Annotated in this window: 6 protein-coding genes; all 6 read right to left on the reverse strand. The window is 36.4% G+C overall.

What is annotated here, in order from left to right; genetic code table 11:
* Positions 1-133: 133 nt before the first annotated feature.
* The 6 genes from ABD859_RS22915 to ABD859_RS22940 all read right to left on the reverse strand — a co-directional run bounded on the left by ABD859_RS22915 (position 134) and on the right by ABD859_RS22940 (position 14722).
* Positions 134-2545, reverse strand: coding sequence for a glycoside hydrolase family 2 protein (locus ABD859_RS22915; protein ID WP_345147123.1), 2412 nt, complete (start codon positions 2543-2545; stop codon positions 134-136).
* A gap of 74 nt (positions 2546-2619) precedes the next feature.
* Positions 2620-3810 (reverse strand): glycoside hydrolase family 88 protein, encoded by a 1191-nt coding sequence (locus ABD859_RS22920; protein WP_345147124.1) that lies wholly within the window; start codon positions 3808-3810, stop codon positions 2620-2622.
* Positions 3811-3946: 136 nt separating this feature from the next.
* Positions 3947-5467 carry a RagB/SusD family nutrient uptake outer membrane protein gene (locus ABD859_RS22925; protein WP_345147125.1) on the reverse strand — a complete coding sequence of 507 codons (1521 nt, stop codon included), beginning with the start codon at positions 5465-5467 and terminating at the stop codon, positions 3947-3949.
* 13 nt (positions 5468-5480) lie between these two features.
* Positions 5481-8483 carry a SusC/RagA family TonB-linked outer membrane protein gene (locus ABD859_RS22930; protein WP_345147126.1) on the reverse strand — a complete coding sequence of 1001 codons (3003 nt, stop codon included), beginning with the start codon at positions 8481-8483 and terminating at the stop codon, positions 5481-5483.
* Positions 8484-8698: 215 nt separating this feature from the next.
* Complete coding sequence (locus ABD859_RS22935) at positions 8699-12790, reverse strand: two-component regulator propeller domain-containing protein (protein WP_345147127.1); 4092 nt, start codon at positions 12788-12790, stop codon at positions 8699-8701.
* Between the two features lie 303 nt (positions 12791-13093).
* On the reverse strand, positions 13094-14722 hold the full coding sequence (locus ABD859_RS22940) for a hypothetical protein (protein ID WP_345147128.1): 1629 nt from the start codon (positions 14720-14722) through the stop codon (positions 13094-13096).
* Positions 14723-14896 lie beyond the last annotated feature (174 nt).

Raw genomic sequence — 14896 nt, forward strand, 5'->3', positions numbered from 1 at the left:
ACCGCAAAGGCGCAAGGTTTACGCAAGGTTCGCCAGGTTTTGTTTTTATTCTCGCAAAGTCGCTAAGACGCAAAGAATAAATAACTTTGCGTTCTTTGCGTAAGTCTTAGCGAACTTTGCGGTTAAATAAAATTTAGGGTTCAATTCTCAAGTATTCCCCCTTAAAACTTTGATTCAAAGCCGTCATTTCTATCGGATTTCCAGAACCATCAGGAATTACTTCAATCGAAGCTTTTCCGTTTGCCATTCTGATGGATTCGCTTCCCGTTGGTGTTCCTTGATTTTTTAATGTTTTTCCTCCCTTTAAACATTGAAAATAAACACTCGCTTCATAATCCAGACAGCGTAAATTATTGTTGTCTACTGCAATTGCAGTAACTAAATAGTTCCCGTTTTTTAGTTTTTCTGATGATAATTGAAGAGAAACCGCCGTATCATTTTTATTGAAACGATAATTCACTTTCAAGGTATCAGAAACTGTTTTACCTTCTTTTGTTTTTCCAACAGCTAATAAAATATTCTCGCCTTTTTTGAAATTGACATCCCAAGTTAAGCCATTTGCAGGATAAAGAGAAAGATTTCGTTGTTTTTCTCCCAATGATTTTCCATCATGAAATAAAGTTACTTTTTCGCAGTTACTGAAAACGCTGATCATTCTTGGTGTATTTTCAGGGCCTTGACGTTCAGTCCACGTATGGGATTCTATGTAAGCGAAAGGTTCTTTTGCCCAATAACTTTTAAAAACATAATACGCATCTTTCGGAATTCCGTTTCGGTCTGTCAAACCTTTTTGATTCATGTACGGAATGTCATCTTCCGGACGTAACGGCGTTGCAAAATCCTTAAATGCCCACTGAACATTTCCAACGAAATTCGGGTCATTCTCGGATATATGCAAATGCCAGTCAAACAAATCGACAATGTAATTTTCGCTCCAGTCGCCAATTTGGGCAATGTTGGCCACTTTGGTCTGAACAATCGCTTCTTCCCAGCCTTCTGATTTTATGACATTTTCTCCTGTTATCGGTTTTTCACTGTGACGGCCTACGTGACTGTCGCCGCCATATTCGGCATGAATAAAATGTTTGTATTCTTTTTTATAAACATCAATTGCTTTTTGGTAACTTTTGTAACTACCAGAATACCAGCCCGACCAGATCGAAGGCGAGAAAACATCTACAATATGCGAACCTTCATAATACTTTCTAATCGCCGTTTTTCTCGTTGGGTCTAGTTTGTGTGCAATGTCATTCAATTCAGTTAAAATAGCATTGGTTTTTTCTGGATTATCTCCGTCAGGAAAATCAGGAAGCCAGTTCATTTCGTTGCCTAAAGACCAGATTATAATACTCGGATGATTGTAATTTTGATTGATGATTTCTGCCAGCATATTTTTGGTGTTGGTTTTCCAAACCTCATTTCCAATACCGCCGCGACACCACGGCAATTCATCCCAAACCAATAATCCCAATTCATCACAAGCTTTGTAAACTTCAGGATCTTGCGGATAATGCGCTAAACGAACAAAATTAGCGCCCATTTCTTTTATCGATTTCATATCAGCCCAATGTTGTTCGTTGCTCATCGCAGCGCCAACTCCGGCTTGTTCTTCGTGGCGATGTGTGCCTCGAATTAATAAACGTTTTCCGTTAAGGTAAAATGGACCGTGATCTTTAAACTCAAACCATCTAAAACCAACTTTTTCTGAAACGCTGTCTTTAATTTGATTTTTTTCTGATAAAGAAGCTGTAAGTTTATATAAATTTGGTTTTTCGGTATCCCAAAGTTCAGGGTTTTTGATATTTTCAAAAGTGATTGTTGAAACTTTGTCTGAAACCGGAATGGTCTTGCTAGCCACTTTTTTTCCTTTTGGAGTTTTTAAAGTGATCGTTAACGATAAATCTTTTGAATTATCAGGATTTACAACAGATGAAACAATCTGAACCGAAGCTTTTTTAGCCGAAACTTCAGGCGTGGTTATTTTCAGGTTTTCGATATGGCTTTTGTATTTCGAAACCAGCCAGACATCGCGCGTGATACCGCCGTAAATAAAGAAATCACTTTTTTGAGACGGAATAACTTCAATATCATAACTATTATCAACACGAACAAAAATATCGTTGTTTCCTTCTTTAATCAATTTCGTAATATCGATAGAAAAACCAATATAACCGCCAATATGCGATCCGGCTTCTTTTCCGTTTACGTAAACTTTTGTGGTAACATTAGATCCTTCAAAATACAAAGAATACACTTGATTTTGATCGATTTTAGCAATATCGAGTTTCTTTTGATACCAGCTCGCGTCGCGTCGGTAGCCTGGATATAAATCGGTAGCATCTTCAGCATTCCAAGTGTGCGGTAAGTTTAAAGAAACCCAGTTTGACGCTTTTTGTGCTTCGCTGAGGTTTGATGTGTGATTTTCTAAATATTGCCAATTGTTATTAATATTCATCTTTGTCTGAGCAAAACTGCTGCTCAGACAAATCTGAAAAAAAACAAAAAGCGCAAAAATTGAAAATGTATTTTTATGTCGTTTTTTCATGGGGTAAAAAGGCTTTTTAGTTACAAAGAGACAGAGTTACATAGTGACAAAGGTTTTTGGCCTTTGGATCTTTGTCACTTTGCACCTTTGTCACTTTGTCGAAGAAGTGCTTCTAGAAAATAATAATCGGCGTAAATTATTGGTTCGTCGATTTCGTCGTGTTTTGGCCAGTTTCCTGTACTGTGATCGAATAGGAAAGGAGCTTTGATCGATGTATTTATAATATACTTTTCAGATTGTACAGAAGCCATTAGCTTATCCGCGAAAGCGATATAACTTTTATCTTTTGTATAAGTATACAATTCGTATAATCCTGAAGCCATCACCATTGCTGCAGAAACATCACGTGGTGAATTGGGAATACTCGGATCTTTTAAATCCCAATACGGAATTCCGTCTTCTGGCAGGTTTTTATTCATCATAAAAAACTTCGCTGTTCCTTCGGCCTGTTTTAAATAAGCAGGATCTTTGGTATATCGGTACGACATTGTAAATCCGTAAACTGCCCAAGCCTGACCGCGTGCCCAAACCGAATCATCATTAAAACCTTGTAATGTCGTTTTCTTTCTGACTTCGGCTGTAGTTGGGTTATAATCGATCACATGATAACACGAATTGTCTTCTCTAAATTGATTTTTTAAAGTTGTATTAGCATGTTTAATAGCAACGTCGCGATATTTCGGATTTCCTGATATTTTGGATGCTTCAAAAAGTAATTCCAAATTCATCATATTATCAATGATTACAGGATAATCCCAAATTTCTTTGTTGAAATCCCAAGAACGAATTGAACCCACTTTTGGATTAAACCTTGTGCATAAAGTTTCGGCGCCTTTTACAATTACAGCTTCGTATTCTTTATTGTTTTCCACTTTTAGGGCTTCTCCAAAACTGCAAAACACTTTAAAACCTACGTCATGCGAATTACTATTGACACTTTCTTTTTTGCTGAAAGGAGTCCATTTTTGAGCTTGTTCTTTGTATTTTGAATCGCCTGTAAGACGGTATAACTGCCAAAGATTTCCGGCAAAGAATGCGCTTGTCCAGTCTCTTGACGGCACTTTTCGAATTTCCTGCGTTTTGAGATTCATGCTTCTCGGCATCGACATCGAATCGACTGGATAATCGAGCAGCATTTTGTAACGCGTATTTAGAAGACCGCTTACCGAGGTTGTACTTTTTGTTTGATGATTAATTCCTGATTTGCATGCTGATGTCAGCGATGCAAATCCAAGAACTAAACAAATGAAACTAACTTTATTCATAAATGCATATTATTTTTTGATGGAGTATGGTATCGCCACTTTTCAATTTATGTCGAATCATGGCGATCTCTTACTAATTAATGGAACCTTTTGAGTTAAATAAATTTATACTCAGGAGAGTCATTAATTTTAATTTTTAGTAACCCGGATTATTTGGTTTTAAATTCGGATTAATAGCCAATTCTGTTCCCGGCAGCGGCCACAAATAATCTCTGTTTGGATCGAAATTAGCGTGCGGTTCTAAACCATTCGGACCAAAAACTTCAGGGCCGTTTTTTAATCTTTTAATGTCATACCATCTGATATATTCAAACGCCAATTCTAATCTTCTTTCGTCAATAACCATTTTTCTAAAATCTTCTTTAGATAATCCAGGAGTTACGTTTGCCGGAAAAGAAACTAGTTTTCCTGCTTTGTTTCTTGCTCTGGCACGAACTCGGTTTACATAACCATCAGCTTCTGTAGTTCCCGGAGTAATTTCGTTTAAAGCTTCGGCAGCGGTTAACAAAACTTCGGCAAAACGCATTGTGATATAATTATGCTGTGAAGTTCTTCCGTTAGCTCCAGCTTTTCCCGGAAAACGAAAATATTTGGCAATATGCGGACGAGGCGCTTTTTCGTTATCGCTTGACGGATAAACCTGCAATGCACCGCCCGGACCTGTTTTCTTTCTGATAATCGTATCAAAACTTACGGCTCTTCTGTAATCACGCTGATCCCAAGTGTTGAATACTTTTAAAGAAGGAACAGCAACCGAAAATCCTTGTCCATAGCTGTAACTGTCGTCTTTTAAAGATCCTGTAAAAAACGCTGTATAATCCTGACCGTAATTTCCTGATGTTAAGTTGTTAAAGTCAATTGTAAAAAGAGGTTCTTTAAGCGAAGCCGTTTTTGTAGCATTAAACAAATCCTGAAAATCGGCATCAAGACCTAAACCAAATTTGGCTTCGTTTGTAATCACATATTTAGATTCGTCATACGCTTTTTGGAAATTTCCTAAAGTCAGGTAAACCGAAGCTAAATAACCTGCAGCAGTTCCTTTTCCTGGCACCGCTTTTACTTTTGGTTTGTCTTCCAGCCATTGTTTTGCAAATTCTAAATCGGCAATAATTTTTGGATACACATCAGCTTCTTTAGTTTTGCTCATCGAATTAATTTGAGAAACATCATTTACAACAAAATCAATGTATGGAATGTCTCCAAAAAGACGCACTAAATGATAATAGGTAAAAGCTCGCGCGAAATAAGCCTGCGCTACAATGGCATTTACTTTTGCCGGATCTCCCGGTGTTTTTTTAGCACCCTCAATTGCCTGATTCGCCGCTGTGATAATCACGTAAGATTGAGGCCAAAAATTCGCTACAAGTGCATTTGTATCATTCATGCTCATATCATTTACATCGATACGCGCTGCCTGAGTCGTTCTGTCACCAATGTCAGACATATCGTCGCGAAGCATCAAGGCGATTGTAAATTCTCTTCCCCAATAGTTATTGTGGGCAATGTTGGCAAAAGCGCCGTTTACAGCCGCTTGTAAATCGTCGGTATTGTTGAAGAAGTTGTCCGGACGAATGATTCCAACCGGTTTTTCTTCGAGATCAGAACAGCTGAAAAAAGCGAGTGTTCCGATAAATAGAAAAGCTATATATTTTTTCATGATTTTTGCGTGATTAGAATTTTACATTAAATCCAAAAGTGAAGGTTTTTACGTTTGGATATCCTCCGTAATCCAATCCTAAATTGGTGTTACTTCTTGAATTTGTGTCATTTAAGTAATTCGTTTCAGGATCACTTCCCGGATAATCAGTAATCGTCCAAAGGTTTTGAGCACTGATGTAAAAACGAACTTTGTTTAATCCCATTTTTGAAACAATTTTCTCATCTAAACTATATCCGATAGAAATATTTTTCAAACGAATATAACTTCCATCATACACAAATCTTGAAGTGATTCTTTTCGTTCTTGCCGCATTTGCCGGAACATTTGTATCTGTATTTGTCGGCGTCCATGCATCCAAAACTTCTGTTGTTGCATTGTTGTTTCCAGAAGCCAATTCCATTAAAGTATAATTCAAAATCTGATTGCCTTGTGAACCTTGGAAAAAGATATTCAAGTCCAGATTTTTATAAGTAAAATCATTGTTGAAACCGAAAATAAAATCTGGATTCGGATTTCCGATAATCGTTTTATCCTGAGAATCTAATTTTCCGTCGCCATTGTAATCTCTGAATTTTTCTCCTCCAGGAGCTGTTTCAAAATTCCCTGGTAAAACGGTTTCGCCTTGCTGAATTACACCATCATAAATAAATCCAAAGAAAGAACCAACTGGCTGGCCAACTCTCAAAATTTGAGATTCTGTTGCTAAGAAATGTCCAGGAGCAGAGTTGATTAAAAGATCTTTGTTATCGGCCAATTTCAATACTTTATTTTTGTTAGATGAAATGTTAAAGCTTGTTGACCAAGTAAAATCTTGACCTGTAAAGTTTCGGGTATTGATTCCTAATTCCCATCCTTTATTTTCTAATTCACCCACATTTTGAAGCTGTGAAGCAATTCCTGAAACTCCCGGAAGCGGACGATTGAACAATAAGTCTTTGGTAATCGTTTTATAATAATCTGCCGTAATGCTGATTCTGTTATCAAATAAACCTAAATCAATTCCGTAATCCTGCTGATACGATGTTTCCCATTTTAAGTTCGGATTATCCAATGAAGTCAATTGAACCGCATTTACAATAACGTCACCGCTTACGTAATAGATTTCAGAAAAACGAGAAAGCGTAGAGTAGGCGCCAATTGACGGATTTCCTGTTGCTCCGTAACTCGCTCTTAATTTAAGGTTTGAAATGGTTTTGTTTTCTTTTAAGAAATTTTCTTTCGCAATGTTCCATCCAATTGCTCCAGAAGGGAATGTTCCGTATTTGTAATTTTTACTAAAGCTTGAAGAACCATCTCGTCTGGCCGTAAACGTTAGTAAATATTTATCAGCATAATCAAAGTTTAAACGACCGAAAGCAGAAATCAATTCGGTTTCAGATAAACCTGAATCTGGTTTTAAGAAAACAGTTCCAGCACCTAAATTTCTGTACGAATTGGTATTCGTTAAAAATCCTCTTGAAGCCGCATAAGAGTTTTCGTTTTTGTTTTTTTGGTATGAATAACCTCCAAGAACCGTTAAAATACCTTTGTCGATAATTTCACGTTTAAAAGTCAAATAGTTCTCTGTCAGGAAAGAAGAAAATCTTGTGTTGTTTACAGAAGCTTCTCCTTTTATATTTTTCCCTGCAATTAAAGTCGACGGAATAAATCTTCCTGTCTGCGAATTATTATCGGTTAAACCTAAAGTTGTTTTAAAGTCAAGATCTTTAGTGATTTGATACTGCGCAAAGAAATTGCTTCTGTTTACAATAGAAACCGTTTCCAAAATATTCTCCATTGCCGTTGCGTACGGGTTGTCAATATCATCACCAATTGGTGCTGTAGTGGTATACGTTCCATCAGCATTGTAAATTCCTTTGTCAGGCATAAAACGATACGCAGAAGCAATCACACCAGCTGCACCAGTTCCTCCAGCGCCGGTCTGGCTTACAATTCCTTCTTTATTTTGTTTACTTGTAAAGGTGTTTAAACCCACTTTAAACTTTGGAGATAAATCAGCCTCTAAGTTGGCAACAATAGTGTATTTGTCGATTCCAGAATTGATTACGACACCATTTTGGTTGAAATATGTTCCAGAAACATAATACCTTACGTTTTCAGAACCTCCGGAAAATGACAATTGCGTATTCGAAATCATTCCGTCACGATAAATAACATCTTGCCAGTCTGTATTTGCCGGACCTTGTGTATGCGTAGTAAAACTTTTTCTGTAAGCCGCAAACTGATCTGCGTTTAATAAATGCAGTTTATTGTTTACTGATTGTACAGAAGTCGAGTTGCTGAATTCAATAACTGGTTTTCCCGGTTTTCCTTTTTTCGTCGTCACCATGATAACCCCGTTTGAACCTCTCGATCCGTAAATCGCTGTTGCAGAAGCATCTTTTAAAACCTCAATCGAAGCAATATCCTGAGGCGCTGGCATGGCAACTCCAGCAAAACCATCTACAACGACAAGTGCATCACCGCTGGCATTAATAGAAGTTCCTCCACGAACCCTGATTTTTACTGGCGCGCCCGGTTCACCTCCGTTATTCGTCATAACAGAAACCCCTGCAGCACGTCCTTGCAAAGCCTGTTCTGCATTTAAAAGCGGATAAGCCGTTAATTCTTTTGCCGTAACAGAAGAAACAGAACCTGTAATGTCGCTCTTTTTACGAGTTCCGTAACCTACTACAATTACTTCGTCCAGCGCTTTAGTGTCTGGTTTTAAACTTACGTTAATAACAGATTTAGTGCCAACCGGAATTTCTACGGTTTGAAATCCAACGAAGTTGAAAACTAAAACGGCATTTTTTTCATTAACAATTACGGAGTAATTTCCGTCCATGTCGGCAGAAGCACCAACAGACGAATTTTTAATATAAACATTAGCACCAGGAAGCCCGAGTTGATCCTCGCTGGAAGTAATTTTTCCAGTGACTTTTTTGTCCTGTGCATTCACAATGAAATTTACCAGTAAAAAAGATACCAGTAAACACCATTTAAACGATTTGTTTTTGTGATTTGTAAACATTCATTTTTTGGTTTTAAGGTTATAAGTTAGCTGTAATAAAAAATCAATAAACTCATTCCGATGATGATTACGACAAATAAAATCTGTAGCAATGAGAAGTAGTTTTTCTTGATTTTCATATCGCAAATGTAGATGCCGAAAACGATATAGAAATACAAAAAAGGGTATCTAAAAATACAGATACCCTTTTTTAACCCTTAAAAACACTGGTTTTTTTAATTTACAGTCGAAGATTTGTAAAATTTGTCAGCATATTGTGACGGAGTTTCTCCATACTTTTTCTGAAAGCATTTGCTAAAGTATTTTGGATTGTTGAAACCAACTTTATAACTGATTTCTGAAACCGTCAATTTGTTTTGTTCTAATAATTGCGCCGCACGTTTTAATCTTATTTCATGAATAAATTCATTTGGAGTGCAATTCGTCCACGCTTTTATTTTTAAAAATAACATGGTTCTGCTGACACCCAATTCAGAACAGAAAAACGGAATATCAAATTGTTCGTTCGAAATATTTTCTTCGACAATTTTGAATGCTTTTTTCAAAAGTTCCTCATCTAAAGAAGAAACCGTGATTTCTGACGGAATAAAACTGTCTTCACTTGAAAACTTCATTTTTAAACGTTCTGTCATATTCAAAAGATTCTTAACGCGAAGTCTGAATTCCATTAAATTAAATGGTTTACTGATGTAATCGTCGGCACCGCTTTCTAAACCTTCAAATTTATAAACCAAAGAAGAACGTGAAGTTAGTAAAATAACCGGAATATGACTGGTTTTGATGTTTTCCTTTATTTTCGAACACAATTCAGTTCCCACCATTTCAGGCATAATAACGTCGCTGATAATCAGATTCGGAACAAATTTTAAAGCTTTTTCTAAAGCAATTTTTCCATTCTCAGCTTCAATAATATTGTAATCTTTTTTGAGCAGGTTTTTCATGAATTTCCTCAAAACCTTATGATCTTCAACCAATAAAATCGTTTGTTTTTCTTCGTTTACAATTAAATCTTCCAGATCTTCATTTTCAATAACTTCCGAAGGTTCTAATTGTGCCTGATATTGTGCAATATCGTCGCTGATTTTAAAATCAGGAATAATTTCATTGTCCAGAAGATGTTCGCGTCCAAGCGGTAAAGTCACTTTAAAAATAACGCCGCCTGAAGGTTTATTGGTGACATCGATTTTCCCTTTATGAAGTTCAACAATGTTTTTTACGATTGAAAGCCCGATTCCTGTTCCTTTATTATAGTTTTTCTGAACCTGATTGTGTGTCGGAACTTCAAAAAACAAATCAAAAATTTTATCAATATGTTCTTCAGAAATACCAACGCCCGAATCTTCAACCGCAATAAAAAGATTTTGATTGTCGTGATTGATTTTAATATTGATCGAACCGCCTTTTGGAGTATATCTAAAAGCATTCGAAATCAAATTATAAAAAACACGCTCCAATTTGTATCGGTCAAAATATACCAGAATTTCCTCGTTTTCAGTTTCAAACGTATAGTCGTAACCGCCGTCTTTGGCATATTCAATAAATGACAAAAAGATTTCTTTGGTAAATTTGACAATATTTCCGTTTGCCGATTCCAGCGTAACCTGATGATTTTCGAGTTTTCTAAAATCCATTAAACGGTTAATCAAACTCAAAAGATGATTCGCGCTTCCTTCAATCACCAAAAGCTTTTTATACATTTCGTTTGTTCCGTTATAATCGGCCAGAATTTGCTGTAACGGCCCTAAAATTAAAGTCAATGGTGTTCTGAATTCATGCGAAATATTGGTAAAGAAATCCAGTTTTAATTTGTTGTTTTCCTCAATTCGCTGTGTTTCTAGATATTCCAGTTCGAGTTTTTGTTTCAGTCTGGCTTTCGATTTCATAATCCAAATCAAGCCATAAAGTCCTAAACCAATTACAATTCCGTACAATAAAAATGCCCAAATACTGCGCCACGGAGCAGGATTTACCACAACGGTTAAAGTGGTTGGAGTCTGATTCCAAACCCCATCGTTGTTAGCACCGCGAACTTCAAAAGTATACGTTCCCGGATTCTGAATCGCAAAATTAGCTTCGCTGTTTTTGGTTGTCGTCCAGTTATTTTCCAGTCCAATTAAACGATAACTGTATTGATTGTTTTTGGATCGAATGTAATTTGGAATCGCAAAATTGATCGAGAAATTCGCTTTATCATAATCCAAAATAATGGTTTTGGTAAAACCAATGCTTTGTTCTAAAATTCCGTCTTTGTCGTGCGCGTTTACGGTTTCGTTTTTGATTTTTAAATCGGTAATTAAAACCTGCGGAGCGTATTGGTTTAAGGAAATTTTTCCTGCATCAAAATAAGTCGCTCCCGACGGACTTCCAAAATAAAACTGATTCGCGCCGACTTTCAAAGCCGAATTATCATTGAATTCATTACTCGCCAAACCATCTTTCTGATCGTAAATTGCAACAGTTCTTTTAGTTGTGTTGTATTTTAGAATTCCTTGATTGGTGCTGATCCATAGGTTTTTATCGTCATCTTCTAAAATGGAGTGAATAGAAGTAATGACCGAATTTCCAATTTTTAAATTGATTCGATTGAATTTTTTCCCATCAAAATAATGTAGTCCTTTTGCTTTTGTTCCAACCCAGATTTTGTTCTGAGAATCTTCAAACAAAGTCAGAATATCGTCGCCTGACAAAGAAGAATGATCGTAAAAGAAATGCTGTATTGCATATTTTTTAGGATTGAAATTTCGAAGCGAAATACGATTCAAACCATTTTGTGTTCCGAGCCAGATCGAATTTTGTTTGTCAATTAAAATACTTCGAACCATATTATTGGTTAGAAAAACGGGTTTGGCAATATCGTTGCCGATAATTTGAAAAGTTTTATCTGAGGTGTTGTAACGAATCAAACCTTTACCAAAAGTTCCAATCCATAAAATTTTATTTTCCGCTTTAAGCGAATAAACACCACTTTCTTTTAATAATTCGGTTAATTCAGGAGAAATCCTGTTGTCTTCGATTTTTTTGGAAAGAGTATTGTAAGCCGATAATCCTTTTGAAAAAGTTCCAATCCATAAAATATGATCGTCAGAAAGGCACATGGCTTTGATGTCATTTTTATTGGTTTGTCCGGTTTGGCTGTTGATGTAACTTACGGCTTCGGTATTTTTATTGAAAATCGTAATGCCACCACCTTCAGTTCCAAAATAAATATTCTGATTTTTATCAGCGATAATCGAACTTACCACATCAAAACTCATCGGTATCTTTTTCGAATTCTGATTGTAATTCGAGAAATTGACATTCGAAACATCCCAAAGATTAACGCCTTTGTAATAACAGCCAATCCAGATAGAACCTTTTCGATCCATAAAAACCGATTTTACCTTGTCGATTCCGTTGTTGTTATTCGTGTTATTAATTTTTTGAAGGCTTTTGTCAGAACCCAAAATATAAATTCCATCATAAGCTCCAACCCACAAAGAGCCTTGATTGTCAATTATTAAAGAACGGATATCCGTATTGATTTCGCGGTATTTGTCAGCTGGTAAAAAAGAAACAAAAGCTTTTTCTTTTAAATTAAATTTCAAAAGGCCTTTGTTTTTTGTTCCCACCCACAAACTGCCGTCTTTATCCTCAATTACCGATTGTACATTTAATAAATCGGTTGTATTTAAAGGATAATTTTTAAATGAAAACTTGCCGTTTTTTCTGCTGATTAACTGGCATAAACCTTTCGTAGTTCCAATCCAGATTTCGCCTTTTTTAGTTTTTAAAATGCTCAGAATATTATTGCTCGGAAGGGTAGAAGCATCTTCATCTGAATGAAAAACCGATGTAAACAATCCCGATTTTTTATTATAAATCGTTAATCCTTTAGAAGTTCCAAACCACATTTCGCCTCCAATTTCGCGAATGCTCCAAACCGCATTATTACTGATAGTGTGATTGGCTTTGGTATGAAGATATCTCGTAAAACGGTTAGAAACAGGATCGTAACAGTTTAAACCATTGTAAGTTCCCACCCAGATTTTTCCCGAAGCATCTTCGTCAATTGCCAGAATATCGTTATTGCTGATCGAATATTTATCTGATGCATCATTCCTGAAAATCGTAAAACGGCTTCCATCATATTTATTCAATCCATCGCGGGTTCCAAACCACATCTGCCCAAATTTATCCTGATGAATAGCTATGACAGAACTCTGCGAAAGCCCATCGGTCGTAGAGAAATTTTTAAGGCGGTATTTATTTTGAGAAAAAAGATTTCCGAAAATAAATACAATTGCGAGAAAAGCTATTTTGTATTTCATAGCGGGATATTTTTTTTTTAGCCACAAAGGCGCAAAGGCGCTAAGTTTTATTTAAAATTTTGAATGTTATGAATTGAGAACAGAAAGTTTTTTATTCTTTTTTGTCATTTCGAAGAAGGAGAAATCTCCGCCAGAAACTCTACAAAGATTGGAGATTTTGTTTGTCGAGCTACTTGCAGAGATTTGCTTCGCCTGTTCACTATCGCTCGGGTCTCCTTCGTCGAAATGACAAACAGTATCGATTAATCTTAAGAATGAATAAAAAAACTTTGCTCCTTAGTGCCTTTGTGGCAACTTTTAAACTTACCTCAAGCGTCTTTGCAATTGATAATCATACAACGAAGGCACTTTATCAATCGACTGATTCAAAAACTCAATATAAGGATCAACATCATATTTAATTTCAAATTTTGTATTTCCGTGAACGCCAATGATTCTGGCTAAGGCGCCGTCTTTCATTCCGTACAGTAAAACAGGTTTTGGAGCATCTGGATTTTCAACCTGAACATTCAGATTCCAAAAAGTACTAAAAGGTCCGTGAGAAGGTTTCCAGTAATCAGCGCCTCCGCCTCCGAATAAGAAATAACTATTGTTTTTATCAGCTTTTAAATGAACGGTAATATTGTCAAACAAATTTTGATGATTAGCTCCCGAATGCTGATCTAAAAGCGGATCTGTAAAAATCTCACAGTTTTGATAAACATTTTTAGTTGAAAAAGTATTGAAACTTAACGGATGAACAGTTGAATTGTAAATTTTAAGATTCTTAACCAAAATATTATGTACGCCGCCTAAAGTTACGGTATAATGTGCCAAATGTGGACCGTCAGTTATAATATCCTGAATGGTAGTATTGGCAACTTCTTCGGCAAGAATTCCGCTGTCGGCATTGGTGATTTTGACGTCTTTAACCCAAGAATTAAATAATCGGGTTAAGAAAATCCCATTATTTCCGGGTTCAACATGATGCGCAACTCTTGGAATATCTGGAAAAGTGAAACGAAGATGTTCGATTCCGACTTCGTTTAAATGTTTCCATTCAACCAACTGTGCCTGATAACTTGGTTTTATGGAAATGGTTAAAGGTGTTTTTAAAGTGATTTTAGAACCAGAAATTTTAGTGATTTCAACCTGTTGTCTCACAATCGGAAGTTTTGGAAATTTCCAATGATGCGAACCCGGTTTTACTTTGGCGCCCTGATATAAATCTGTAATGATTTCGCCGTTTTCGCCGTCTTTATTGAACAACTGTAATTCGACAACATCGCCAGCTTTTAAGCCTTTTACATCAGAAACCGAAATAATATGTTCGCCCATTTTTCCCGAACTCACTTTCGCCAGCGGATTTGATTCGGGTTCGTATTTATCCAAATATGATTTTACACGCTCGCCTGGAACCTGTGTCCATATAAAACCGCCTGACCATGCGTATTGCGAAAAAGGAAGATCAATGTTATTTTCAGGTTCGCGTTGTCTTTTGTCAAATGTGGTTAAATATTCGCGAAGTTCAGCCAAAACTTCAGGATCTTTAAGATACATCATTGGTCTTGGGCAGTAAATCTCAGTTCCGTTTTCGGCAGAACCGGCACCGCGAAGTACAAAATTGCTTTTTTCGATGTAGAGAATTTCGCTAAGGATAATTCGTCCGGCTGGTAATTGCAGAATTACATTTCCATCCACAGCATTAGCGGCTTTAAAAGCTTTTAAAAGCGCTTTTGAATCGTCTAATTGATCATTGGCTTTAACACCAAAATCAACTGCGTTAATAATTTTTCCGTTGGATTCAGGAAGTGGTTTTTCGCCAAAATGGTAACCTGCATAACTGAAATCGGGAAGGTAGTTTGTTTTTTGAGATAGGATTTTAGGGATTTCCTGCGCAACTAAAGTATTCATGAAAAGACCGCAGGATATAAGGATGGTTTGGCGAATCATGGTTTGTGGTTTTTGTGGTTAGTTAGTTTTTTTTATTTTGCCGCTAAGGCGCTAAGGCACAAAGTTTTTTTCTGTTCTCGCAAAGTCGCAGAGGCGCAAAGTTTTTATTTTAAGTTTTTAATAATTTCAATTCTCATTTTTTGTCATCCTGAGCGAAGTCGAAGGACACGTAAG

It is taken from the genome of Flavobacterium ginsengiterrae, from assembly GCF_039539785.1.
GTDB classification, from domain to species: domain Bacteria; phylum Bacteroidota; class Bacteroidia; order Flavobacteriales; family Flavobacteriaceae; genus Flavobacterium; species Flavobacterium ginsengiterrae.

Excerpts from the sequence above, each read along its gene's own strand:
- ABD859_RS22940 (WP_345147128.1), bottom strand. The coding sequence starts at position 14,722 with ATGATTCGCCAAACCATCCTTATATCCTGCGGTCTTTTCATGAATACT.
- ABD859_RS22935 (WP_345147127.1), bottom strand. The coding sequence starts at position 12,790 with ATGAAATACAAAATAGCTTTTCTCGCAATTGTATTTATTTTCGGAAAT.
- ABD859_RS22930 (WP_345147126.1), bottom strand. The coding sequence starts at position 8,483 with ATGTTTACAAATCACAAAAACAAATCGTTTAAATGGTGTTTACTGGTA.
- ABD859_RS22925 (WP_345147125.1), bottom strand. The coding sequence starts at position 5,467 with ATGAAAAAATATATAGCTTTTCTATTTATCGGAACACTCGCTTTTTTC.
- ABD859_RS22920 (WP_345147124.1), bottom strand. The coding sequence starts at position 3,810 with ATGAATAAAGTTAGTTTCATTTGTTTAGTTCTTGGATTTGCATCGCTG.
- ABD859_RS22915 (WP_345147123.1), bottom strand. The coding sequence starts at position 2,545 with ATGAAAAAACGACATAAAAATACATTTTCAATTTTTGCGCTTTTTGTT.